This is a genomic window from Serratia sp. CY52157 (genome assembly GCF_052168495.1).
Taxonomy (GTDB): domain Bacteria; phylum Pseudomonadota; class Gammaproteobacteria; order Enterobacterales; family Enterobacteriaceae; genus Serratia; species Serratia ureilytica.
In genome coordinates, this window is record NZ_JBJNMO010000001.1 from 106,938 (window position 1) to 132,047 (window position 25,110).

At 59.1% G+C, this 25,110-nt stretch carries 21 protein-coding genes; 10 read left to right on the top strand and 11 right to left on the bottom strand.

Translation table 11 applies throughout. From position 1 onward, the window contains the following. The first annotated feature begins 239 nt into the window (after window positions 1-239). Window positions 240-2,858, top strand: a complete 2,619-nt coding sequence (gene pepN, locus ACJ8IP_RS00465; RefSeq protein WP_442524270.1) for an aminopeptidase N — start codon at window positions 240-242, stop codon at window positions 2,856-2,858. 52 nt (window positions 2,859-2,910) lie between these two features. Here the strand turns inward: pepN and ssuB are convergent, their stop codons facing one another. The 5 genes from ssuB to ssuE are packed head-to-tail and all read right to left on the bottom strand — an operon-like array spanning window position 2,911 to window position 7,223. Then, window positions 2,911-3,684: an aliphatic sulfonates ABC transporter ATP-binding protein gene (ssuB, locus tag ACJ8IP_RS00470; protein WP_442524271.1), complete on the bottom strand. Its 774-nt coding sequence runs from the start codon at window positions 3,682-3,684 to the stop codon at window positions 2,911-2,913. After that, window positions 3,681-4,475: an aliphatic sulfonate ABC transporter permease SsuC gene (gene ssuC, locus ACJ8IP_RS00475; RefSeq protein WP_033650683.1), complete on the bottom strand. Its 795-nt coding sequence runs from the start codon at window positions 4,473-4,475 to the stop codon at window positions 3,681-3,683. The genes ssuB and ssuC overlap by 4 nt, the downstream gene beginning before the upstream one ends. A gap of 11 nt (window positions 4,476-4,486) precedes the next feature. Then, window positions 4,487-5,635, bottom strand: coding sequence for an FMNH2-dependent alkanesulfonate monooxygenase (gene ssuD / locus ACJ8IP_RS00480; protein ID WP_164106146.1), 1,149 nt, complete (start codon window positions 5,633-5,635; stop codon window positions 4,487-4,489). 19 nt (window positions 5,636-5,654) lie between these two features. Next, window positions 5,655-6,620: a sulfonate ABC transporter substrate-binding protein gene (locus ACJ8IP_RS00485; RefSeq protein ID WP_033642582.1), complete on the bottom strand. Its 966-nt coding sequence runs from the start codon at window positions 6,618-6,620 to the stop codon at window positions 5,655-5,657. Between the two features lie 24 nt (window positions 6,621-6,644). Next, window positions 6,645-7,223: an NADPH-dependent FMN reductase gene (gene ssuE / locus ACJ8IP_RS00490; RefSeq protein ID WP_033642583.1), complete on the bottom strand. Its 579-nt coding sequence runs from the start codon at window positions 7,221-7,223 to the stop codon at window positions 6,645-6,647. A gap of 258 nt (window positions 7,224-7,481) precedes the next feature. Between ssuE and pyrD the strand changes: the two genes are divergently transcribed. Next, complete coding sequence (gene pyrD / locus ACJ8IP_RS00495) at window positions 7,482-8,492, top strand: quinone-dependent dihydroorotate dehydrogenase (protein ID WP_060421813.1); 1,011 nt, start codon at window positions 7,482-7,484, stop codon at window positions 8,490-8,492. 176 nt (window positions 8,493-8,668) lie between these two features. Continuing rightward, complete coding sequence (locus tag ACJ8IP_RS00500; protein ID WP_004928171.1) at window positions 8,669-9,217, top strand: cell division protein ZapC; 549 nt, start codon at window positions 8,669-8,671, stop codon at window positions 9,215-9,217. Between the two features lie 6 nt (window positions 9,218-9,223). Here the strand turns inward: ACJ8IP_RS00500 and ACJ8IP_RS00505 are convergent, their stop codons facing one another. After that, entirely contained in the window at window positions 9,224-10,327 is a 1,104-nt protein-coding gene (locus tag ACJ8IP_RS00505) for a YcbX family protein (RefSeq protein WP_089191467.1), read from the bottom strand. Window positions 10,328-10,430: 103 nt separating this feature from the next. Here ACJ8IP_RS00505 and rlmKL point away from each other — a divergent pair, with 103 nt between their 5' ends. The 6 genes from rlmKL to rmf all read left to right on the top strand — a co-directional run bounded on the left by rlmKL (window position 10,431) and on the right by rmf (window position 18,488). Next, on the top strand, window positions 10,431-12,557 hold the full coding sequence (rlmKL, locus tag ACJ8IP_RS00510) for a bifunctional 23S rRNA (guanine(2069)-N(7))-methyltransferase RlmK/23S rRNA (guanine(2445)-N(2))-methyltransferase RlmL (protein WP_198793196.1): 2,127 nt from the start codon (window positions 10,431-10,433) through the stop codon (window positions 12,555-12,557). 5 nt (window positions 12,558-12,562) lie between these two features. After that, entirely contained in the window at window positions 12,563-14,467 is a 1,905-nt protein-coding gene (locus tag ACJ8IP_RS00515) for an ABC transporter ATP-binding protein (protein WP_442524272.1), read from the top strand. A gap of 76 nt (window positions 14,468-14,543) precedes the next feature. Continuing rightward, window positions 14,544-15,857: a membrane integrity-associated transporter subunit PqiA gene (pqiA, locus tag ACJ8IP_RS00520; RefSeq protein ID WP_369825817.1), complete on the top strand. Its 1,314-nt coding sequence runs from the start codon at window positions 14,544-14,546 to the stop codon at window positions 15,855-15,857. Continuing rightward, a complete protein-coding gene (pqiB, locus tag ACJ8IP_RS00525; protein WP_033642587.1) occupies window positions 15,844-17,490 on the top strand; it encodes an intermembrane transport protein PqiB in 1,647 nt (548 codons plus the stop codon). The genes pqiA and pqiB overlap by 14 nt, the downstream gene beginning before the upstream one ends. Then, window positions 17,487-18,047: a membrane integrity-associated transporter subunit PqiC gene (gene pqiC / locus ACJ8IP_RS00530; RefSeq protein WP_108680405.1), complete on the top strand. Its 561-nt coding sequence runs from the start codon at window positions 17,487-17,489 to the stop codon at window positions 18,045-18,047. Before pqiB ends, pqiC begins: the two co-directional genes overlap by 4 nt. A 270-nt stretch (window positions 18,048-18,317) precedes the next feature. Continuing rightward, window positions 18,318-18,488 carry a ribosome modulation factor gene (gene rmf / locus ACJ8IP_RS00535; protein WP_004928150.1) on the top strand — a complete coding sequence of 57 codons (171 nt, stop codon included), beginning with the start codon at window positions 18,318-18,320 and terminating at the stop codon, window positions 18,486-18,488. Window positions 18,489-18,552: 64 nt separating this feature from the next. Here the strand turns inward: rmf and fabF are convergent, their stop codons facing one another. The 4 genes from fabF to ACJ8IP_RS00555 all read right to left on the bottom strand — a co-directional run bounded on the left by fabF (window position 18,553) and on the right by ACJ8IP_RS00555 (window position 23,135). Next, on the bottom strand, window positions 18,553-19,830 hold the full coding sequence (fabF, locus tag ACJ8IP_RS00540; protein ID WP_182073915.1) for a beta-ketoacyl-ACP synthase II: 1,278 nt from the start codon (window positions 19,828-19,830) through the stop codon (window positions 18,553-18,555). Then, the gene (locus ACJ8IP_RS00545) at window positions 19,827-20,354 is read right to left on the bottom strand and encodes a winged helix-turn-helix transcriptional regulator (protein WP_033650691.1); all 528 of its coding nucleotides are present in this window, start codon (window positions 20,352-20,354) and stop codon (window positions 19,827-19,829) included. Before ACJ8IP_RS00545 ends, fabF begins: the two co-directional genes overlap by 4 nt. A gap of 445 nt (window positions 20,355-20,799) precedes the next feature. Beyond that, the gene (gene fabA, locus ACJ8IP_RS00550; protein ID WP_004928144.1) at window positions 20,800-21,318 is read right to left on the bottom strand and encodes a bifunctional 3-hydroxydecanoyl-ACP dehydratase/trans-2-decenoyl-ACP isomerase; all 519 of its coding nucleotides are present in this window, start codon (window positions 21,316-21,318) and stop codon (window positions 20,800-20,802) included. A 68-nt stretch (window positions 21,319-21,386) separates the two neighbouring features. Continuing rightward, window positions 21,387-23,135, bottom strand: coding sequence for an AAA family ATPase (locus ACJ8IP_RS00555; RefSeq protein WP_187181464.1), 1,749 nt, complete (start codon window positions 23,133-23,135; stop codon window positions 21,387-21,389). Window positions 23,136-23,345: 210 nt separating this feature from the next. Here ACJ8IP_RS00555 and matP point away from each other — a divergent pair, with 210 nt between their 5' ends. Then, on the top strand, window positions 23,346-23,804 hold the full coding sequence (matP, locus tag ACJ8IP_RS00560) for a macrodomain Ter protein MatP (RefSeq protein ID WP_033642591.1): 459 nt from the start codon (window positions 23,346-23,348) through the stop codon (window positions 23,802-23,804). A gap of 101 nt (window positions 23,805-23,905) precedes the next feature. Here the strand turns inward: matP and ompA are convergent, their stop codons facing one another. After that, window positions 23,906-24,985, bottom strand: a complete 1,080-nt coding sequence (gene ompA, locus ACJ8IP_RS00565) for a porin OmpA (RefSeq protein WP_046899347.1) — start codon at window positions 24,983-24,985, stop codon at window positions 23,906-23,908. Window positions 24,986-25,110 lie beyond the last annotated feature (125 nt).

The window sequence follows — 25,110 nt, forward strand, 5'->3', positions numbered from 1 at the left end:
ATTAAATGCTGATTTTTATTTAGCCATTGGTCACCCGTGCTGCCATCTGGTGGGTGAACTATGATTTGCCTCTGATTTCTTTATCGCGCTTGCCCGGCGGATCTGGGCTTTTCAGCCAGCTGTGATACAGTTTATTCACAATCAGGTTCGCCGAGCGCCGCAGGGGAAATCTCCAGCGACGGCGCGGAGGAGAAGAGCGGCCTGGCACCTATAACTCACTGAGACGTTTAAGGGTTTTTATGACACAACAGCCACAGGCAAAATATCGCCACGATTATCGCGCGCCCGATTACACCACGACCGACATCGATTTGGACTTCAGTCTGGACGCGGAAACCACGCGCGTGACCGCCGTCAGTAAAATCAAACGTCAGGGCGCGGCCGGCGCACCGCTGGTGCTGGATGGCGAGGATCTGACGCTGGTGAGCATTCAGGTCGACGGTCAACCGTGGAGCGCCTATCGTCAGCAGGATAACCAGCTGATCGTCGAAGCGTTGCCGGCACAATTCACTCTGACCATCGTCAACGATATTCATCCGGCGAAAAACACCGCGCTGGAAGGGCTGTATCTGTCCGGCGATGCGCTGTGCACGCAATGCGAAGCCGAAGGCTTCCATCATATTACCTATTACCAGGATCGCCCGGACGTGCTGGCGCGCTTTACCACCCGCATCGTGGCCGACAAGGCGCGCTATCCGTTCCTGCTGTCGAACGGCAACCGTATTGGCCAGGGTGAATTGGCCGATGGTCGCCACTGGGTGCAATGGCAGGATCCGTTCCCGAAACCTTGCTACCTGTTCGCATTGGTGGCGGGGGACTTCGACGTGCTGCGCGACAGCTTCACCACCCGTTCCGGCCGTAAGGTCGCGCTGGAGCTGTTTGTCGATCGCGGCAACCTGGATCGCGCCGACTGGGCGATGACCTCGTTGAAAAACTCGATGAAGTGGGACGAGACCCGCTTCGGTCTGGAATACGATCTCGACATTTATATGATCGTGGCGGTCGATTTCTTCAATATGGGCGCGATGGAGAACAAAGGGTTAAATATCTTTAACTCCAAATACGTGTTGGCGAAGGCGGAAACCGCCACCGACAAAGATTACCTGAACATCGAAGCGGTGATTGGCCACGAATACTTCCACAACTGGACCGGCAACCGCGTCACCTGCCGCGACTGGTTCCAGCTCAGCCTGAAAGAGGGGCTGACGGTGTTCCGCGATCAAGAGTTCAGTTCCGATCTGGGCTCGCGTTCGGTCAACCGCATCGATAACGTGCGCGTGATGCGCGGCGCGCAGTTCGCCGAAGACGCCAGCCCGATGGCGCATGCCATTCGTCCGGATAAAGTCATCGAGATGAACAACTTTTACACCCTGACGGTGTATGAGAAAGGTTCTGAAGTGATCCGCATGATGCACACCCTGCTGGGGGAAGAGAACTTCCAGAAAGGGATGCAGCTCTATTTCGAACGCCACGACGGCAGCGCCGCCACCTGCGATGACTTCGTACAGGCGATGGAGGACGCGTCCAACGTGGATCTGTCGCGCTTCCGCCGTTGGTATAGCCAGTCCGGCACGCCGCTGTTGACGGTGCGCGACGAGTACGATGCGGAAACTCAGCAATATCGCCTGCATGTCAGCCAGAAAACCTCGCCGACCGCCGATCAGCCTGAGAAGTTGCCGCTGCATATTCCGCTGGATATCGAGCTGTACGACAGCGAAGGTAACGTCATCGCGCTGCAGAAGGGTGGCCTGCCGGTCAACAACGTGCTGAACGTCACCGAAGCGGAGCAGACCTTCGTGTTCGACGGCGTGGCGCACAAGCCGGTGCCGTCGCTGCTGCGTGAATTCTCTGCGCCGGTGAAACTGGATTATCCGTACAGCGATCAGCAACTGACCTTCCTGATGCAGCACGCGCGCAATGAGTTTGCGCGTTGGGATGCGGCGCAGAGCCTGCTTGCGACCTACATCAAACTGAACGTGGCGCGGCACCAGCAGAAGCAGCCGTTGTCGCTGCCGCTGCACGTGGCCGACGCGTTCCGTGCGGTGTTGCTGAACGAGACGCTGGATCCGGCGCTGGCGGCGCAGATCCTGACGCTGCCGTCGGAGAACGAAATCGCTGAACTGTTCGCCACCATCGATCCGGAAGCGATCGCCGCGGTGCACGAAGCGATCGTTCGCTGCCTGGCGCGGGAGTTGGCCGATGAGTGGCTGGCGGTGTATCACGCCAACAAGACCGACGGCTACCGCGTGGAGCACGCCGACATCGCCAAGCGCGCCTTGCGCAATGTGTGCCTGGGTTATCTGGCGTTCGGCGAAGATGCGGCGCTGGCGGACCAACTGGTGAGCGAACAGTATCGCCAGGCGGATAACATGACCGACTCGCTGGCGGCGCTGTCCGCTGCGGTTGCGGCCCAGTTGCCGTGTCGCGATGCGCTGTTGGCGGCGTTCGACGAGCGCTGGCATCAGGATGGCCTGGTGATGGACAAATGGTTCGTGCTGCAGGGGAGCAGCCCGTCGGCGGATGTGTTGAGCAAGGTGCGTGCGCTGCTGCAACACCGCTCGTTCAGCCTGAGCAACCCGAACCGCACCCGCTCGCTGATCGGCGGCTTCGCTTCCGGCAACCCGGCGGCGTTCCATGCGGCGGATGGCAGCGGTTATCAATTCCTGGTGGAGATCCTCAGCGATCTCAACCAGCGCAACCCGCAAATCGCCGCGCGCCTGATCGAACCGCTGATTCGCCTGAAGCGTTACGACGCCGGTCGCCAGGCGCTGATGCGCAAAGCGTTGGAACAGCTGAAAGGGTTGGAAAACCTGTCCGGCGATCTGTACGAGAAGATCAGCAAGGCGCTCGACGCCTAATCTTCTCACCGTGAATACCCAAAGGGACGGCCTGCGCCGTCCCTTTTTTCGTTCAATTCGCCGCCTGGCGTGGGCTGGCCGCGGTGACCGGCGGCGATAACACCCGCTCCAGCACTTCAGCTTCCAGTTCCGCCAGCCTGGCCGAGCCTTTGCGGCGTGGCCGCGGCAGATCGATGCTCAGATCCAGTCCGATGTGGCCCTCTTCAATCAGGATCACCCGATCCGCCAGCGCGATGGCTTCGCTGACGTCGTGCGTCACCAGCAGTACGGTAAAACCGTGCTGTTGCCACAGCGATTCTATCAGCCCTTGCATCTCGATGCGCGTCAGGGCATCCAGCGCCCCGAGCGGTTCGTCCAGCAGCAGCAGGCGGGGGCGGTGGATCAACGCGCGCGCCAGGGCGACCCGCTGCTTTTGTCCGCCGGACAGCGCCGCCGGCCAGTCGCGGGCGCGATCCGCCAAACCGACCGCGGCCAGCGCCTGCAGCGCCGCGTCGCGCCAGTGGCCGCGCAGCCCCAACCCCACGTTGTCGATCACCGTTTTCCACGGCAACAGGCGCGCATCCTGAAACATCAGCCGGGTATCCTCTTTGGCGGCGGCAAGCGGTGCATTGCCGCTGAGCAGCGCGCCGCTGCTGGCCTGTTCCAGGGCGGCCAACAGACGCAGCAGGGTGCTCTTGCCGCAGCCGCTGCGGCCGACCACCGCCACGAACTGCCCGGCGGAGATGCGCAGCTGAATGTTATCCAGCACGGTGCGGTTGCCGTAACGTTTGCCGATGGACTCCAGCGTCACCGGCGTGCCTTGCGCAAGGCGAGCGGGAAGGGTCATAGCGCTTCTCCCTGTTTCAGTTGATAGGCCGGATGCCAGCGCAGCCAGACGCGTTCCAGCAGTTGTGCGCCCACGTCTGCCAGCTTGCCGAGCAGGGCGTACAGCACGATCGCCACCACCACCACGTCGGTTTGCAGAAATTCACGCGCGTTCATCGCCAGATAACCGATGCCGGAGTTGGCCGAGATGGTTTCGGCGACGATCAGCGTCAACCACATGAACCCGAGGGCGAAACGCACGCCGACCATAATCGACGGCAACGCGCCCGGCAGCACTACCTGCGTGAACAGGCGAAAACCGCTCAGACCGTAGCTGCGCGCCATCTCCAGCAGGCCGCGATCGATGTTTTTGATGCCGTGATAGGTATTGAGATAAATCGGGAACAACGTGCCGAGCGCCACCAGAAAGATCTTGGCGGATTCATCGATGCCGAACCACAGGATCACCAGTGGGATTAGCGCCAGGTGCGGCACGTTGCGGATCATTTGCACCGAACTGTCCAACAGGCGTTCACCCCAGCGCGACAGCCCGGTAATAAAGCCGAGAATCAGTCCGATGCTGCCGCCGATGCCAAAGCCGATCAACGCGCGCTGGCTGCTGATGCTCAGGTGCTGCCACAGTTCGCCGCTTTGGCTCAGGCGCCAGAAGGCGGCCAGCACCGCACTCGGCGCCGGCAAAATGCGGTTGGACAGCCAGCCGGTTTCGACGGCGACTTGCCAGATGATCACCAGCGCCAGCGGCAGCGCCCAAGGGGCCAGCCGGTACAGGATGCGTTGCGCGTTCTTTGCCATCGGGGCGCTCCTCAGCTCTGCGACACTTTTTGCGGAACATAGATGTTGGCCACCACTTCGCCCTGCGGGCGCACCGGTTGAAGGCGCGCGGGCGTTTCCTCCTGCGCCAGATCGAGGTGAGGAAACAGCAGTTCGCCGACGCGGTAGGCCTCTTCCAGATGCGGATAGCCGGAGAGAATAAAGGTGTCGATGCCCAGATCGGCGTATTCCTGCATGCGCGCCGCGACCGTCGGGCCATCGCCCACCAGCGCGGTGCCGGCACCGCCGCGCACCAGGCCGATGCCGGCCCACAGGTTCGGGCTGATCTCCAGATTATCCTTCTTGCCGCCGTGCAGCGCCGCCATGCGCCGTTGGCCGACGGAGTCGAAGCGGGCAAAGGCCTGCTGCGCGTTGGCGATGGTTTCCTCATCGAGGTGAGCGATCAGCCGATCGGCGGCGCGCCAGGCCTCTTCGGTAGTTTCCCGCACGATGACGTGCAGACGGATGCCGAAGCGTACCTGCCGGCCCTTCGCCGTCGCTTTGGCGCGCACCTCTTCGATCTTCTCTTTGACCTGCGCCGGCGGCTCTCCCCAGGTGAGGTACATTTCTACCTGCTCGGCGGCCAGATCCTGCGCGGCGGCGGAGGATCCGCCGAAATAGAGCGGCGGGCGCGGTTGCTGCACCGGCGGGAACAGCAGTTTGGCGCCTTTCACCTGAATATGCTTGCCGTGGAAATCGACGGTTTCACCTTCCAGCACCCGGCGCCAGATATGAGTGAACTCGGTCGAGGCTTCGTAACGCTCTTCATGACTGAGATGCAACCCCTCCGCCGCCAGCTCTTCCGGATCGCCGCCGGTGACCAGATTGAACAGGGCGCGGCCGTTGGACAGGCGATCCAGCGTCGCCGCCTGACGCGCCGCCAGCGTAGGGGAGATGATACCCGGCCGCAGCGCGACCAAAAATTTCAGCCGCTGGGTGACCGGGATCAGCGAGGCGGCCACCAGCCAGGAGTCTTCGCAAGAGCGACCGGTGGGGATCAGCACGCCGCCGAATCCCAGCCGGTCCGCCGCTTGGGCGATTTGTTGCAAGTAACCGTGATCGACGCTGCGAGCGCCCTGTGCGCTGCCAAGATAGTGGCCGTCGCCGTGGGTGGGTAAAAACCAGAAAACGTTCAGGCTCATCGTCAATGCTCTCCCGTATTTATTGCGCGCTTGGGCGCCAGATGCGTTGCGAGATGTCGACCTTCACCGGCACCAGCCGGTTGGCGTAAAACAGGTCGGCGGTTTGCTGCTGCGCAGCGATCGTATGCGCATCGAGCGGTGTGATGGCGGTCGGGGGACGGTGATCCAGATAGCTGGCGATCACCGGTTCCGGCAGCCCCATGGCGTTGGCCAGCAAGGTCACGCTTTGCGCCCGGTCGCTGCGGGTGAGCGCATCGGCCTGGGTCAGCACCGTCAGGACCTGGCTGATAAAGGCGCCATTGGCTTCGACATAAGGGCGCGCCGCCAGATAGAAGGAACCAGTCTGGTTCAGATCGGTGCCGTCGCCGAGCACCCGAACGCCGCCCTGCAGCAGCGCGGCGGAATAATAAGGATCCCAGATAGCCCAGGCATCGACGTTGCCCTGCTGGAATGCGGCGCGCGCATCGGCGGGGGTCAGGTAGGCGGGTTGGATATCCGTAAATTTCAGGCCGGCTTTTTGCAGCGATCGCAGCAGCAGGTTGTGTGAGCTGGATCCTTTCTGAAATGCGACCTTATGGCCTTTCAGATCGGCGACGGTTTTGATCGGGCTGTTTTCCGGCACCAGGATCACTTCCGCCTTCGGTTTGGGAGGCTCAACGCCGACATACAGCAGATCCGCCCCGGCGGCCTGCGCGAAGATCGGCGGAATATCACCGGTGCTGCCCAGATCGATGCTGCCGACGTTCAAGGCTTCCAGCATCTGCGGGCCGGCAGGAAATTCAATCCAACTGATGCGGGTGGCGGGGAAGCGTTCCTCCAGCAGCCGGTGGCTTTTCGCCAGCACCAGACTCACCGATCCTTTCTGGTAACCGATGCGAAATTGCGCCGGATCCTGCGCGACGGCGGCGTTGGCCCAGACCAGCGACAGCAGGCCGGTGAAGGCCGCTGCGTTCAGCCAACGTCGCAAAGCGTTGCGTTGTTTCATTCAGGCTCTCCTTTTCCAGGCATTTCAGGCGGTTTGACGCGCCGTCAGCGGCGAGGCGACGCGCAGCGCGGGCGGTTTGCGGCGCCCAAGCGCCAGATAGAAACTGGCGAGCGCTTCTTCCAACCGGGCGGCCACGGCGTCGGTGAGCGTGGCGCTTTCGCCGGTCAGCTGGATCTGACTGTCGTCGGCGAACACGCCGTGCAGCACCTCTTGCGCTTTCAGCGCCGCCAGCACTGGTTTCAGCGCATAGTCCACCGCCAGCATGTGGCCGACAGACCCCCCGGTCGCCAGCGGCAGCACCACTTTATGGTCCAGCGCGCGTTCCGGCAGCAGGTCCAGCAGGGTTTTCAGCGCGCCGGAGAACGACGCTTTATAAACCGGCGTGGAAATCAGCAGGCCGTCGGCCTGCGCCAGCTGGTCGGCAAACGCCTTGATCGCCGGACTGTTGAAGTTGGCGTACAGCAGATCTTCGGCATCGAAGTCGTGCAGGGTATAGGCCGTCACCTCCACCCCTTGTTGCCGCAGCCAGTTCTGACTCAGCGAGAGCAGCGCGGCGGAACGTGATGGGATGCGTGGGCTACCGGCCAGTGATATAACGCGCATTGCCACTCCTTATAACTAAAAGTTAGGTTTAATTAGAAAATTAATGGGAAGTGTTTTAAACCTACCAGCAACCGGGCGCGTTTTTTAAATCTCATTTTTTGATTTGGATATGCGTAAAAGCGGATTGGCGCCGATTTGGCGATGAAGAGGGAAAACGATTGCGTAAAAACGGCTTTTTTTGCTTTTAATCAATTCCAATTAGGCGGGGGATACCGGATAATACGCCCCCGGTTTGCAACCGGGAAATCAGGAGAGTCCATGTACTACCCCCTCATCAGGAAAGCGTTGTTCCAGCTCGATCCGGAGCGCGCGCACGAAGTGACCTTTCGTCAGCTCAGCCGTATTACCGGCACCCCATTAGCGTTTCTTGTCCGTCAGTCCGTGCCGACCAAACCGGTCAGCTGCATGGGGCTGTCGTTTAAAAACCCGCTGGGATTGGCCGCCGGTCTGGATAAAAACGGCGAATGCATCGATGCGTTCGGCGCGATGGGCTTCGGCCATGTGGAAGTCGGCACCGTGACGCCGCGTCCGCAATCGGGCAACGACAAGCCGCGCTTGTTCCGCGTGGTTGAGGCGGAAGGCCTGATTAACCGCATGGGGTTCAATAACCATGGCGTGGACAATCTGGTTGAAAACGTTAAGAAATCCCATTTCGGCGGCATTCTTGGGATCAATATCGGCAAGAATAAAGACACGCCGGTCGAGCAGGGCAAAGACGATTATTTGATCTGCATGGATAAAGTTTATCCGTATGCCGGATATATCGCGATTAACATCTCTTCACCGAATACGCCGGGGTTACGATCCTTACAGTATGGCGAAGCGTTGGACGATCTTTTGGCTGCGATTAAAAATAAGCAGCAGGAATTACATGCGCGCCATCACAAATATGTGCCGGTAGCGGTAAAGATCGCGCCGGATCTTTCTGAAGAAGAATTGATCCAAATTGCCGATAGCCTGGTGCGGCATAATATCGATGGCGTGATCGCCACCAATACCACGTTGGATCGAAAATTGATCCAAGGGCTGAATTACTGCGAACAAGCGGGCGGGTTAAGTGGGCGTCCGTTGCAATCACGCAGTACCGAAGTGATCCGTCGCCTCTCCACCGAACTGCAAGGGCGTCTGCCGATTATCGGCGTAGGCGGCATCGATTCGCTGACGGCTGCGCGCGAAAAAATGGAGGCCGGCGCGAGCCTGCTGCAAATTTATTCCGGATTTATCTATCACGGCCCGCGTTTGATTAAAGATATCGTTACCCATATCTAATATTTTTCCTCTCATTTTATTCCGGGGGTTTATTTCTGCCCCCGGCTCGTCTATATTTTGTTCGTTAGCTTAAATATCGTTCGCGGAATTATCCGATGTTTAAGCTATTTCATCGGTGATAAAATCGCCTTTTAGGGTGAGTGCGGCGTTGGCATGGGCAGCGAGAAGGATACGAAATGAAGATAAAACCTGACGATAATTGGCGTTGGTATTTTGATGCCGAACACGATCGGCTAATGCTGGATTTAGCTAATGGTATGATCTTTCGTTCACGTTTCCCGGCCAAAATGTTAACGCCGGACGCCTTCGATGAATGCGCTTTTTGCGTGGATGACGCCGCCCTTTATTTCACCTATGAAGAACAGTGCAAGCAGGTCAAGCTGAGCCATGAACAGCGCGCCGAGCTGGTGTTGAATGCGCTGGTCGCCTACCGCTTCCTGAAACCGCTGATGCCGAAGAGCTGGCATTTCTCGCAGCAGCACTACCCGTTGCAGCCGAAAAACGGCGAGCTGGCGGCGGTGAAAGTGATGGAAAGCGGCGCGGAAGCGCGCCTGCTGGTGGTGGAGGCCGGGGATAATGCCAGCCTGTGCCTGCTGGCGCAAAATCAGCTGACGGTCGCCGGCCGCACCATGGTCTTGGGCGACGCTATCAAGGTGATGCACGATCGGCTGAAACCTTGCGCGCAGGATGAAAGCGCCGCCCCGGCTTACGACAGGGCGGTATAAGGCGGATTACGCCAACGTCAAATCAGTTTTCGGGATGCAGCTGCAGCACAGGATGGTGCCGTTGTCGCCCAGCGCGCTTTTCTTCAGGGGCGCGACTTCACCGCTCAGCAATGTAATGCGGCAGCTGCCGCAAATCCCGGCACGGCACGAGTAAGGCACGCGAATGCCTTGCTGTTCCAGTTGTTCGAGCAGGATCTGCTGGTTATTGCCGGTAAATACCTTTCCTTCATATTCGATCGTGACGCTGTGCGCGCTGTCCTGCGGCGCCTGCACGCTCTCCACCACTTTACCTGCGCCATAAGGGCGCGGCGGCTTGGTTGACAAGACTTCCACCGTATCGCCCACGCGAATGATGCCGCTGTTGCGCGCGGTCATATTCTGGCCGAAATCGATGTCGCCGTTGTCGGCGGAGCGGAATTTTTGCAGCGTGCTGAGCGGTTCGCCGCTCGGGTGCTTGCGGCCACGCTCGGTGCTGACGGTGGTGAGCACGCAGCGGCTGCAGGGTTTCACCAGATCGAACATCACATCGCCGACGCGGATCACCTGCCAGCCGTCTTCAGCCCAGGCGGTAGCGCCGCTCACCACCAGATTGGGGCGGAACTGTTCCAGCTTGATGCTGCCGGGGCAACGCTGCTGCAGGTCGTTGAACGAGGCTTGGTTAATCAGCAGATAAGGGTAGCCGTCGGCAAACGTCAGCGGGATTTCAGGGTGTTTCTTGACCCGGCGGGTCAGCTCCGGCCCCAGCCAGCGCAGCTGCACGTCGCGCTGGAAATAGCCGCTCAGCCAGCGGTTGATCTCATCCGGCGCGATCAGCGCGGTGAAATGGTTGCCCCACACCTCGGTCGGCTGCGGCGTGGCCGCGAAGTCGCTGAAGCGAATGGCGGCGCTTTCACCGTCCGGCGCGGTCAGAAACAGCCCGTCCGGCAACAGCGCCGGCGTGAACAACACCATCTGCGGATATTGGCGCGCGGTAATAAAGGTGCCGTCCGGTTCGGTGATCATAAAGTTGCGGTCAAAGGCCAGACCGCTGCTGCCGACCTGGGCGTAGGAAAGCTGCAAGCCGCGCAGTGATTTAACCGGATGGACGTAGAGTCTGGAAAGCGTGATCACCCTTATCTCCGTGCGATGATTAAATAGAAGGGAGCAACTTTATGACAAGCGGTGCGGATTAGCTATAATGCGCAACAATTTTCTTTTTGGTGATAAGTACGATATGAACTCTCTGTTTGCCAGCACGGCGCGTGGATTGGAAGAACTGTTAAAAAGCGAGCTGGAAACGCTTGGCGCTCACGACTGCAAAGTGGTGCAGGGCGGGGTACATTTTCAGGGTGACGATCGTCTTCTGTACCAAAGCCTGCTGTGGAGCCGCCTGGCTTCGCGCATTTTGTTGCCGCTGAACGAATTCCGCGTGCACAGCGACCTGGATCTGTACCTCGGCGTGCAGGCGATTGACTGGCCGAGCATTTTTGGCGTGGATAAAACCTTCGCCGTGCATTTCAGCGGCGTGAACGAAGAGATCCGCAACAGCCAGTATGGCGCGCTGAAGGTGAAAGACGCCATCGTTGACAGCTTCACCCGTAAGCTCGACCAACGCCCGACGGTTGCCAAACAGCAGCCGGACATTCGCGTTAACGTCTTCCTGCAACGCGATATGGCCAGCGTGGCGCTCGATCTGAGCGGCGAAGGCCTGCACCAGCGCGGCTACCGCGATCTCACCGGCCAGGCGCCGTTGAAGGAAAACCTGGCGGCCGCCATCGTGTTGCGTTCCGGCTGGCAGCCGGGCACGCCGATGCTCGATCCGATGTGCGGCTCCGGCACGCTGTTGATCGAAGCGGCGATGATCGCCGCCGATCGCGCGCCGGGCCTGCACCGTCAACACTGGGGCTTCAGCGCCTGGAATGGTCACAACGCCGAACTGTGGCGTGAAGTCACCACCGAAGCGCAGGTGCGCGCGCGTCGCGGCCTGCAGGAAACTACCTCTCGCTTCTTCGGTTCCGATATCGATCGCCGGGTGATTGAGATGGCGCGCGGCAACGCCCGCCGCGCCGGCGTCGCCGAGCTGATCACCTTCAACGTCGGCGACGTCGCGCGCTTGACCAACCCGCTGCCGGAAGGCCCGCACGGCACGGTGATCAGCAACCCGCCGTACGGCGAGCGTCTGGAAAGCGAACCGGCGCTGATCGCGCTGCACAACATGCTGGGCCGCGTGATGAAAAGCGCCTTTGGCGGTTGGCAGCTTTCGCTGTTCAGCGCCTCGCCGGAGCTGTTGAGCTGCCTGCAGCTGCGCGCCGAGCGCCAGTTTAAGGCGAAGAACGGCCCGCTGGAGTGCGTGCAGAAAAACTATCAGCTGGCGGCAAGCCCGGCCGGCAATGCTACCGGCGGCGTGCAGGTGGCGGAAGATTTCGCCAACCGTCTGCGCAAGAATTTGAAGAAGCTCGACAAGTGGGCGAAGCAACAAGGCATCGAATGCTACCGCCTGTACGATGCCGATCTGCCAGAATACAACGTCGCGGTGGACCGTTACGGCAGCAAGGTGGTGGTGCAGGAGTATGCGCCGCCGAAAACCGTCGATGTGCAGAAGGCGCGTCAGCGCCTGTTCGATGTGATCAACGCGACGCTGGCGGTGCTGGAATTGCCGTCGAATCAGCTGATCCTGAAAACCCGCGAGCGGCAGAAGGGCAAAAACCAGTACGAGAAACTGGCGCAGAAGGGCGAGTTCTTGCTGGTGGAAGAGTATAACGCCAAGCTGTGGGTCAACCTGACCGACTATCTCGATACCGGCCTGTTCCTCGATCACCGCATTGCGCGCCGTATGCTGGGCGAGATGAGCGGCGGCAAGGACTTCCTCAACCTGTTCGCCTATACCGGCACCGCCAGCGTGCATGCCGGGCTGGGCGGCGCGCGCAGCACCACCACGGTGGACATGTCGCGCACCTACCTGGAATGGGCGGAGAAGAACCTGCGCGCCAACGGCCTGACCGGCCGCCAGCATCGGCTGATCCAGGCCGACTGCCTGTCGTGGCTGAGCAATGCCAATGAACAGTTCGACGTGATCTTCATCGATCCGCCGACGTTCTCCAACTCCAAGCGGATGGAGAACACCTTTGACGTGCAGCGCGATCACCTGGCGCTGATGAAAGATTTGAAACGGTTGCTGCGCCGCAACGGGACCATCATGTTCTCGAACAACAAGCGCGGTTTCCAAATGGATATGGCAGGGCTGAGTGCGCTGGGCCTGGAGGCGAAAGAGATCACCGCCAAGACGCTGTCGCAGGATTTTGCCCGTAACCGTCAGATCCACAACTGCTGGCTGGTGACTCACGCCGGCGAAGGAAAATAATTACTATGTCGTTAATCAGCATGTCCGGCGCCTGGCTCTCTTTCAGCGATGCGCCATTGTTAGACAACACCGAAATTCATATCGAAGACAACGAGCGCGTGTGTCTGGTCGGGCGCAACGGCGCCGGCAAATCCACGCTGCTGAAGATCCTCGGCAAAGAGATCCCGCTGGATGACGGCCGGGTCATCTACGAACAGGATCTGATCGTGGCGCGTCTGCAACAGGATCCGCCGCGAAATATCGGCGGCAGCGTATTCGACTTTGTGGCGGAAGGCGTCGCGGAGCAGGCGGAACACCTGAAGGCGTATCACGCGATCTCCCACCTGGTGGAAAGCGACCCGAGCGAGAAAAACCTGGCGCGCATGGCGCAAATCATGGAGATCCTCGATCACCAGGGGCTGTGGCAGCTCGACAGCCGCATCAGCGAAGTGCTGCTGCAGCTGGGGCTGAACGGCGACGCAGAGCTTTCCTCGCTGTCCGGCGGCTGGCTGCGCAAAGCGGCGCTGGGCCGCTCGCTGGTGAGCTCGCCGCGCGTGTTGTTGCTCGACGAACCGACCAACCACCTGGATATCGAAACCATCGACTGGCTGGAAGGTTTCCTGAAAGAGTTCGACGGTAGCATCGTCTTCATCTCGCACGACCGTTCGTTTATCCGCAACATGGCGACGCGCATCGTCGATCTGGATCGCGGCAAGCTGGTTTCCTGGCCGGGTAACTACGATCTGTACCTGCAGAGCAAAGAAGAAGCGCTGCGGGTGGAAGAGCTGCAAAACGCCGAGTTCGACCGCAAGCTGGCGCAGGAAGAGGTCTGGATCCGTCAGGGCATCAAGGCGCGCCGCACCCGCAACGAGGGCCGCGTGCGCGCGCTGAAGGCGCTGCGCGTCGAGCGTTCAGAGCGCCGTGAAGTGATGGGCACCGCCAAGATGCAGGTGGAAGAGGCGACCCGCTCCGGCAAAATCGTATTCGAGCTGGAAGACGTCAATTATCAGGTTGGCGAAAAGGTGCTGGTGCGCGGTTTCTCCGCCCAGGTGCAGCGCGGCGACAAGATTGCGCTGGTGGGGCCGAACGGCTGCGGCAAAACCACGCTACTGAAACTGATGCTCGGTCAGCTGAAAGCCGACAGCGGCCGCGTGCATTGCGGCACCAAGCTGGAAGTGGCCTATTTCGACCAGCACCGGGCCGATCTCGATCCGGAGCGCACGGTGATGGACAACCTGGCGGAAGGCAAGCAGGAAGTGATGGTCAACGGCCGTCCTCGCCACGTGCTGGGCTACCTGCAGGACTTCCTGTTCCACCCGAAACGCGCGATGACGCCGGTGAAGGCGCTGTCGGGCGGTGAGCGTAACCGCTTGCTGTTGGCTAAGCTGTTTCTGAAACCGAGCAATCTGCTGATCCTCGATGAACCAACCAACGATCTCGACGTCGAAACGCTGGAGCTGCTGGAAGAGCTGATCGACGGCTATCAGGGCACTGTGTTGCTGGTCAGTCACGATCGTCAGTTCGTTGACAACTCGGTGACCGAGTGCTGGATCTTCGAAGGCAATGGCGTGATCAACGCCTTCGTCGGCGGTTACTACGATGCGCATCACCAGCGCGCGACAGCGAAACCGATTCGTCAGGCGGCGCCGAGCGCGAGCAAACCGGCGGCGGAGAAAAAGGCCGAACAGCCGAAGAAAGCGACGGCCAAGCTGAGTTACAACCTGCTGCGCGAACTGGAACAGCTGCCGCAGCGGCTCGAACAGCTGGAAGCGGAAATCGAAGCGCTGCAGGCGCAGATGAGCGATGCCGACTTCTTCACGCGGCCGCACAGCGAAACGCAAGAAGTGCTGACGGCGTTGGCTAACGCCGAGCAGGCGCTCGAGCAGGCCTTCGCCCGCTGGGAAGAGCTGGAAGCGATGAAAAACGGCTGACCGTTGCGATACCGCCCGCGCGCTGCTGCGGGCGGTATCGACGTGCCGGTGAGCAACGTTATTTAGGAGGAATATGGTGTGTTCCCACAACAATCATCAGCAGCATAGTCATTCCGCACCCTCGGCGGCGCAGCAGGATAACCTGATGCTGTGCCCGCAGTGCGACATGCTGGTGGCGCTGCCGCCGCTGGCCTATGGCAGCAAAGCGGTATGCCCGCGCTGCAAAACCACGCTCAGCGCCCGCTGGGACGAGCCGCGCAAGCGGCCGATCGGTTACGCGCTCAGCGCCTTGTTCATGCTGGTGCTGGCCAACATTTTCCCGTTTATCAACATGCGCGTCGCCGGCCTCGGCAACGAAATCCGGCTGATCCAAATCCCGGAAGTCATGGTGGCGGAAGACTACGCCAGCATGGCCACCTTGTTTATGGTGTTCGTGCAGCTGATCCCGGCGTTTTGCATGGTGGCGATCATCCTGCTGTGCGCCAGGGTGCGCTTGCCGCTGGGTCTCAAAGAGTGGATGGCCCGGGTGCTGTTCCAGTTCAAGACCTGGTGCATGGTGGAAATTTTCCTCGCCGGGGTGCTGGTCAGCTTCGTCAAGCTGATGGCCTACGGCGACATCGGCATCGGCAGCAGCTTCGTGCCTTACTGCCTGTTCTGTCTGCTGCAGGTGCGCGCTTTCCAGTGCGTGGATCGGCGCTGGCTGTGGCAGGATATCGAACCGGCGCCGCGGCTTAATCGCCCGCTGACGGTGGGGCGCACCGGCATGCGCCAGGGCGTGCGCTCCTGCGCGTGCTGCACGGCGATCCTGCCGGCCGATCAGGTGCGCTGCCCGCGCTGCCACACCAAGGGCTACGTGCGTCGCCGCCACAGCCTGCAGTGGACGCTGGCGCTGCTGGTGACCTCTGTCATGCTGTATATTCCGGCCAACCTGATGCCCATCATGGTGACCGAGGCGCTGGGTAACAAGATGAATTCCACCATCATGGCGGGGGTGATCCTGCTGTGGGGGGACGGCTCTTATCCGGTAGCGATGGTGATTTTCATCGCCAGTATCATGGTGCCGTCGCTGAAAATGTTGGCGATCGGTTGGCTGTGCTGGGATGCGAACGGCAGGAAGAAACCGCGCGCCGACAGCGAGCGTATGCATCTGATTTATGAAGTGGTCGAATTCGTTGGTCGTTGGTCAATGATCGACGTGTTTGTGATCGCCGTGTTGTCGGCGTTGGTGCGAATGGGGCAGTTGATGAGCATTTATCCCGCGACGGGCGCCGTGCTGTTCGCGCTGGTGGTGATCCTCACCATGTTCGCCGCCATGACATTTGATCCCCGGCTGACCTGGGATCGCGCAAGTGAAACAATAAACAAGGAGCCGCAAGGTGACGGAAAATAATCATAGCGTCGCGGACGTCGAGAAGATCAAACGCTGGTCGCCGGTGTGGATCATTCCCATCGTGACCGCGCTGATCGGCGCCTGGATCCTGTTTTACCACTTCAGCCATCAGGGGCCGGTGGTGACGCTGGTGACCACGACGGCGGAAGGGCTGGAAGCGGGTAAAACCAAAATCAAAAGCCGCAGCGTTGACGTCGGCGTGGTGGAAACCGTCACGTTGAGCGATGACCTGAGCAAGGTGATGGTGCAGGCGCGTCTCAATTCCGGCATGGAGAAATTGCTGCGCCAGGATTCCGCCTTCTGGGTGGTGAAGCCGCAGATCGGCCGTGAAGGCGTCTCCGGGCTGGGCACGCTGCTCTCCGGCGCCTATATCGAACTGCAGCCGGGCAACAAAGGCAAAGACGGCAAAGACAACTATCAGCTGCTCGATGCGCCGCCGCTGGCTTCCCCGGACGCCAAAGGGTTGCGCATCGTGCTGGACAGCGAGAAGTCAGGCCAGCTCAACGCCGGCGATCCGGTGCTGTTCCGAGGCTATCGCGTCGGGTCGGTGGAAACCAGCTACTTCGATCCTAAAGAGCGCGCCATGCGCTATCAGCTGTTCATCACTGCGCCTTACGATCAGTTGGTCACCACCAACGTGCGCTTCTGGAAAGACAGCGGCGTGGCGTTTGACATGTCGGCACAGGGCATGCGGGTGGAGATGGGCTCGTTGACCACGCTGTTCAGCGGCGGCGTCAGCTTCGATGTGCCGGACGGCTGGGATCGCGGTGAGCAGGCGAAAGAGAAAGCGGAGTACCGGCTGTTCGACAACCAGCGCAGCACGCAGGATTCGCTGTATACCGTGCATAAAGACTACCTGCTGTTCTTCTCCGACTCGGTACGCGGCCTGCAGCCGGGCGCGCCGGTCGAGTTCCGCGGCATCCGTCTGGGGACGGTGGCGCAGGTGCCGTTCTATAAAGACGGCATGGCGCAGCGTCTGGATAACGATTACCGCATTCCGGTGCTGATCCGCATCGAGCCGGATCGCTTCCAGAAACAGCTGGGCGGCAACTTCGATATTGAAGGGCACTTGAAAGATGCGGAATCCCGCGGCATGCGCGCCTCGATGAAGTCCGCCAACCTGCTGACCGGTTCGCTGTACATCGATCTCGACTTCTATCCGCAGGAAAAACCGTGGAAAGGGCCGCGCGAGCTGTTCGGTTATCCGCTGATGCCGACCACCAGCGGCGGTCTGGCGCAGATCCAGCAGAAACTGATGCAGACGTTGGATAAGATTAATTCGATGCCGATCAATCCGATGATCAGCGAAGCGACCAAGACGCTGGCGGAAAGCCAGAAAACCATGAAGTCGACGCAGCAGACCATGAAGTCGTTGAACGACATCATCGCCAGCAAAGAGATGCAGGCGCTGCCGCAGGACATGCAGAAAACTCTGCTGGAGCTGAATCGCAGCATGAAAGGGTTCCAGCCTGGTTCACCGGCTTACAACAAGATGGTGGGCGACATGCAGCGCCTCGATCAGGTCTTGCGTGAGTTGCAACCGGTGTTGCGCACCCTGAATGAGAAGAGCAACGCGCTGGTGTTTGAAGCCGCCGGCAGCAATGACCCTCAGCCGAAGAAGGCCACGAAATGATGAAATGGATCCCGGTAGCCCTGGCGCTGTTGCTCAGCGCCTGCAGCAGTTCGCCACAGAAGACTTACTATCAGTTGCCGGCGCTGGGCGCGCCGGCCGCGGCCGGCAGCAGCGCCGCCTCCACGCGCCAGCTGTGGCTGGAGCACGTGAGCGTGGCGGATTATCTGGCGCAGAGCGGCGTGGTGTATCAGACCAACGACGTGCAGTATGTGATAGCCCAGAACAACCTGTGGGCCAGCCCGCTCGATCAGCAGCTGCAGCAAACGCTGGTCACCAACCTGAGCAGCGCGCTGCCGGGGTGGGTGGTCTCTTCGCAGCCGATGAGCAGCGATCAGGATGTGCTGAACGTGACCATCAGCGGCTTCCACGGCCGCTTTGACGGGAAAGCGATCATTCGCGGCGAGTGGGTGCTGAACCGCCAGGGGCGTTTGATCAAAAGGCCTTTCAACCTGGAGCTGAAACAGGGTGAAGACGGCTATGATGCCCTGGTGCGCACTCTGGCGCAGGGGTGGCAGCAGGAAGCCCAGGCTATCGCAGCACAGATGGGCGGCATTTAGTCATAATTTGGTCTAAAATCGTCTAATCCCTGTCGGCGTGAAAAGTCGTTTTTTCTCGCTGGCAGGGATTTCTATTTTATTTCAATTGGTTAACCCCTTCCCCTGCAGATCAGCCACTTAGCATTTTCCTCGGGCGTAGCTCACAAATATGACATTGGCGTGAATTTTGCGCATTGATCTTCTCTTCTTTTAGCGCTATTGATTACTCGTGGCTGCGCAAAAAGCAGCCATTGTTTTCTTTCCACCAGACCAAAATGAGGGAAACGAGGCATGAAGAGACAGAAACGCGATCGTCTGGAAAGGGCGCATTCGAGAGGGTATCAGGCAGGTATTTTAGGGCGTTCCAGGGAACATTGTCCCTACCAATCATCAGTGGACGCCCGGTCTCAATGGCTGGGAGGTTGGCGAGAAGCCATGGAAGACAGGGCTGTGACCGCTTAAGCGGCTCCCTGTCAAATAAAAGGAATAACCTCCGCCCCTTGGCGGAGGTTTTTGTTTCAGGCGCTTATTCATCCCGCCAGCGTTTCAACAAAATACTCGCATTCACGCCGCCAAAGCCGAAGCCGTTTGATAAGGCGTAGATCATGTTCATCGATTCCGCCTGTTTCGCGACCAGATGCAAACCTGCCGCCGCCGGGTCGGGGTTATCCAGATTTAGCGTGGCAGGGGCTATCTGATCGCGCAGAGCCAAGGCGGTAAAGATGGTTTCCAGCCCGCCGGCGGCGCCCAGCAGGTGCCCGGTCGCTGATTTTGTTGAGGTCACGGCGACAGTCCCGGCCGTGCCAAACAGGTGTTTGATGGCGTTGATTTCGCCCAAATCCCCTACGGGTGTCGACGTCGCGTGAGCATTTAAATGCTGTACCTCCTCGGGAACGACGTTCGCCTGCTTCAACGCGATTTTCATCGCCCGATAGGCGCCGTTACCGTCTTCAGCGCCGGATGTCATATGGTAGGCGTCGGCGCTGGTGCCATAGCCGACGATTTCCGCGAGCGGGGTGGCGCCGCGCGCCAGCGCGTGTTCCAGCGTTTCAATGACCAGCATGCCGGCGCCTTCCCCCATGACAAATCCGTCCCGGGCGCTGTCGAAGGGCCGAGAGGCCTGTTGCGCCAATTCGGCCGGAGCGGTGGACATGGCGCGCGCGGCGGCGAACCCGCCCAGGCTGACGGTATCTATCGCGGCTTCGGTACCGCCGCACACGGCGATATCGGCTTCATCATTGCGGATCATACGCACTGCGTCGCCAATGGCTTGCACGCCGGCGGCACAGGCGGTGACCGGCGCGCCAATCGGCCCCTTGAAGTGGTGTTTGATTGAAACGTGGCCGGCCGCCAGATTGACTAGGAATGAGGGGATGGTGAACGGCGACAGCCGCTTGGCGCCGCGGCTGTCGGTTGTGCGCACCGCCTGGGCAATCGCCGGGAAACCGCCAATACCCGAGGCAATGACGGTGGCTGTGCGCTCTTGTTTTTCGTCCGTATCGGCTATCCAGCCGGCCTGACGAATGGCTTCGTCCGCCGCCGCCATAGCAAACAGGATAAAGCGGTCCATTTTCTTTTGGTCCTTGGGGGCGACGGAGGCGTCGGGGTTGAAGCCCGCTTCAGCATCTTGCGCCAGCGCCGGGACCTGCCCTCCGACCTTGACCGGTAAATCTGCAACGATCTCGTCAGGCAACGCTCGAATGCCGGATTCTCCTCTTAACAAACGCTGCCAGATGGCTTCAACACCGCACCCTAGCGGTGAAACGGCGCCCATGCCGGTAATGACGATACGACGATTGCTCATGATGGCTCCTTGGTAAATTCGGGTAAATCGGCGAGGCGCCGCTGCCGCATCAGTTCGGCGCGTTGATGTATGCCGTCGCTTGCCGCCGGCCCTGGCGCCAGCGTAATGAACTGCGGCGGCACCGGCTGTTGGGTATCACGATTGACCAACTGGACTTGGATCGGCCGATCGTTGCGTCCGTCGACCAACAGGGCGCTGACGTCCCCGTCGGTCAGATGATTGTTGCCCCATTGTGAGAGCGCCGCCAACACCGGGAGAAAATCGTTGCCGCGCTCAGTAAGCAGGTAGTGATAGCGCGCCGGCCGCGTTTGATAACGTTCTTTATACAGAATGCCGTGGGCCACCAAATCCTTCAGGCGACGCGCCAGTAGCGTGGGTGACATCCCCAGACTTTGTTGGAATTCGTCGAACCGGGACAGCCCCTGAAAAGCATCGCGAAGGATCAGGATGCTCCACCATTCCCCCACGCGATCCAATGCACGCGCTACGGGGCAAGGCGCGTCGCTAAAGCGGGTTTTTTGCATACCTTTCTCACTAAGTACAATTATTGTAGTTAATATGCTAGTCATGTTAGAGGATCTTGAGGGGCAAGAGAATAACCGGATGCAAAAAAACCGCTATCGCACCGATGCGGGTACTGAGGGAGGCCGCCTTTCAGGCTGCCTGTTGCTTTGGCCGCTTCGGGTAAGCATAGGGCAGAGAGCGGTGGGGGAAGACATTTCGATGTCGGGCGATGAAATAAGGAGCACCCAGCGTCTTCATATCGCCCCACAGTGCATCTTCGCTATCGGCCCTAATCCTCTTTGATGAGAACTGAATAATAAGATGATGCTAACGGCGGCTAAAAAGAGGGGCGGGAGTCTTTGAAAAGCCGGGAAAGGATAAGAGAAAGAAATGCCATCACGTCGAACATGACGGCATGCGAAGAACGTTAGAGAGAAGGCAGTGGCCGCCTTCTCGTCAGCGTGATTAGAACGCGGTGGTATCTTTGAACAGGCCCACTTTCAGATCGGTGGCGGTATAGATCACTTCACCGTCAACCAGCACTTCGCCATCGGCGACGCCCATGATCAGCTTGCGGGTGATGACGCGTTTGAAGTTAATACGATAGGTTACCTTTTTCGCGGTCGGCAGCACCTGGCCGGTGAACTTGACTTCACCGACGCCCAGCGCGCGGCCTTTGCCTTCGCCACCGAGCCAACCGAGGTAGAAACCGACCAGCTGCCACATCGCATCCAGGCCTAGGCAGCCCGGCATGACCGGATCGCCGATAAAGTGGCAACCGAAGAACCATAGGTCCGGATTAATATCCAGCTCCGCTTCCACATAACCTTTGTTGTGAGTCCCGCCGTCTTCGGTCATTTTGACCACGCGGTCCATCATCAACATGTTACCCGCCGGCAACGGTGGGCCACCGGCGCCGAACAGCTCGCCGCGGCCGGATGCTTCGAGGTCTTCTTTCGTATAGGAATCGCGTTTATCTACCATGTTCTCAGTAAGCCTTATTTTAATGAAGGACGCAGGTTAGCTAACACGTGTACGCTGAACAAGTCCGATCAGCCGTGGTTGAACCAGTTGAGCCAGCGTAGCGGCCATGGACGGCGGCGTTCCTGCAGGCTCACCTGCGCAATCCGTTCCTGAATGGCCGCCAACAAATTCGGCTGTTGTTCGTCAGAGTAGAGGCAACCGGTGAGCAAAGGCAAGGCTTCCGCCGCGCTCTCTACCGCCCACAGGTGGAATTGCCCCTCGCGCACTGCGTCAACGACATCCTGACGCAGGCACAGGTGGCGCACGTTGGTCACGGGCAGTATGACGCCCTGTTTGCCCGTCAGGCCGCGGCGTAAACAAACCTCGAAGAAACCTTCGACCTTTTCGTTAACGCCCCCTATCGGCTGTACGTTGCCGAATTGGTCAACGGAGCCGGTGACGGCGATCTGTTGTGTGATCGGCTGCTGTGACAGGGCGCTGATCAGGGCGCACAGTTCAGCCAGCGAGGCGCTGTCGCCATCCACTTCACCGTAAGATTGTTCAAAAACGATCGAGGCGGAGAAGGGCAACTGCTGATCCAGGTCCAGTTCGGCGATCACGAACGCTTGCATGATCATCATACCTTTAGCGTGCAGGTTGCCGCCCAGCTCGGCCTTGCGTTCGACGTCGGTAAATTCGCCGTCGCCGAGATGCACAACGCAACTGATGCGCGACGGTTCGCCGAAGCTGCGTGGGTGGCCGGGATAATCCAGGACTGACAGGCCGTTGATTTGCCCAACCACTTCACCCTCGGTCTCGATCAGGATCTGACCCAGTTCGATCTCATCCTGCATACGCTCGGCGAGATAGCTTTCACGCCATTCGCGGGCATTCAATGCCGCTTCAAACGCTTTGGCCGTAATGCGGTCTTCTTCGGCGTACAGTGCAGCTTCGGACAACTGCTGCCCAAGCCAAACCGGAGAGAGTGGCAGGATGCCCTGATCGCCACTATAACGCACCGCCTGAACGATCAGCGGCAGCCAGGCATCGGCCGCCAACATCGGTAACTGCCGCTCGGCGATCACACCGTTGACGTAGCCGCACCACTGCGCCATATCATCAACTTCAGTCAGTTGCAGATCGTTTTCATATTCGCCATAGACCGCTTGTTCACTCAGTTCTGGCTCGATATCGTGGAAATCGGCCAGGCCGTGGCGGTCGCCGACTACAATCAGCCGCAGATCCAGCGGCATCGGCGGAATAGCGACCGGCAGCGGGCGGGTTTCGTCAGGCGAAACCCAATGGAACTGACGCTGGCCGATCATTTGCTTCAACCGCAGCCAGAGCAACGGCTGGGCCAGCAGCGCCCGGGCTGACAGGATCAGAATACCGCCGTTGGCCTGGTGCACCAGGCCGGGCTGCAGAGTGATGTCGCCATTGTGGATCCGCACGCAACCAAACAGCTGCTCCGGTTCAATCCACTCTTGGAACACGCAAGCACCGCCGGCAGCGAAAGGTTCATCGCCATGGCTGGCAGGCTCTACGCTGACCTTGCCATCCTGAATGACATAGTGGCTGCCGCGGCATGCCGTGTTTTGCGGCAGCAGTGGTTTGACGGCGTTAGCGATCAGTTCCAGGTATTCTCGCGTTTCTTGCGCTTTCAACAGCATGAATCGCGGTGGCGATTGGGGGTGACAAAATAGCGTCAGGGCATTTTCCAGCCGAGGCTGAATGGCGGAAAAGGGCACGGGTGCCAACTGAGCGGCGGTATCAAATATCGCCTGATAAGGCGTTACGTCCGGCAATAAAGATTGCCATTCAAGTCGGTTATTGGTCAAAGTGTTAGATGCAATCGTTAAAAAGGGAAAGGGCGATTATACAAGAATAACGGCAGCTTGATACATGTGGAGTGCCAGTTGGCATCAGGGAGTTTGACATCGCGCGATGACTGTGCAAAAAACAGTCTAAAAGACGGCTTAATTGCCGGGGAAATTCGGCGTAAAGCTGTTATGCTTATTTGAAGTTACGCGGTCACTGAAGAGCTCAAGATGAAATATCAGCAACTGGAAAATCTGGAGAGCGGTTGGAAATGGAAGTACCTGGTGAAGAAGCACCGGGAAGGGGAACTCATTACCCGCTACATTGAAAACAGCGCTGCTCAGGAAGCGGTTAACGAGCTGCTGAAGCTGGAAAATGAGCCGGTAAAGGTACTTGCATGGATTGCCGCTCATATGAATCCGGATCTGGATAACCGGATGAAACAAACGATCCGCGCCCGCCGCAAACGTCATTTTAACGCAGAACACCAGCATACGCGTAAAAAATCTATCGATCTGGAGTTTTTGGTTTGGCAACGTTTGGCTGCCCTGGCGCGTCGTCGCGGCGTGACGCTGTCGGAAACCGTCGTGCAGCTTATCGAAGATGCTGAGCGCAAAGAGAAGTATGCGAATCAGATGTCGTCGTTGAAAGAAGACCTGAAGGCGATTCTCGGCAAAGAACCTAAGTAAACGGGGCAGAGCGCCTTCGTTGCACCAGGCCTTGAATGCTCTGACAAAAAAAGGACGAAAAAAAACCCCGCATTGCGGGGTTTTTTATTAGGCGAGTAAACTTAGCCCTGAGGCTGAGTTACAACGTCTTTGATACCTTTAACTTCGATCTCTACGCGACGATCTGGTGCCAGGCATTCGATCTGAGCTTTGGTAGCGCGACCAGCTTTGTAGCCACAGGTGTTGCCAGTAACTGGATCAGCTTTGCCCATGCCACGTGCAGAGATTTTGTCTGACGGGATGCCTTTGGAGACCAGGTAGTCAACAACGCTTTGTGCGCGTTTTTCAGACAGTTTCTGGTTGTACTGAGCGGAACCTACTGCATCGGTGTAACCCAGAACAACTACGGAACCGTCTTTAGGATCCATGGAGCTCAGCTGGGTGTACAGCTGATCCAGAGCCTGCTGACCTTGTGGCTTCAGAGTTGCTTTGTTGAAGTTGAACAGTACGTCAGACTTCAGAGTGAAACGCTTGGTTTCAACAACTGGAGCCGGAGCTGGAGCTGGAGCAACTGGAGCAACTACGTCATCCTGACCGAAGCGGTAAGAAACGCCCAGGCTCAGCATGGTGTTGTCTGGACGCGCACCAACGGTACCTGCATCACCGATGTTGCTTACGAACTGGTAGTCCAGGCGAGTAGCCCAGTTTTTGGTCAGTGCGTATTCAACACCAACAGCAGCTAGCGGAGAAACGCCGGTGTCGTGGTCGCTCAGGCGAGTGCCGTTGCCGTAGTTAGCTTTGGAGTCTGCGCGCCATACCATACCACCCAGACGAGTGTAGATGTCCAGATCGTCAGCAATTGGGTAGCTCAGTTTAGCGGCAAGTTGAACGCCCTGCGCTTTGAAAGCACCGTTGTTCACGCTGCCTTTGTAAGGCATACGGCCAAGCCAGTCATAGCCCAGTTCGAAGCCCAGGTATTGGTTTGCCTGGTAGCCCAGGAACGCGCCTGCACCCAGCTGATCTTTGTGGGTTGGGCCGTTGCCGATACCGTTCTGGTAACCGTTGCCGTAGAAGCCAACGTCATGGTACTGGGACCAGCCCAGTTTAGCACCGGTGTACCAGGTGTTATCTTTTGGAGCGGCTTGCGCTACGGTAGCGAAACCTGCCAGTGCCACTGCTAATGCGATAGCTGTCTTTTTCATTTTGCGCCTCGTTATCATCCAAATAGGCAATGAGCTTTAAAGCTGTTTTAAGCCCTTGGTTAAATTCCTTCGCCAAGGTTTAAGCCCTCGTTTGTTACTCGCCAGTTTTTCTGACGTTATAGAGC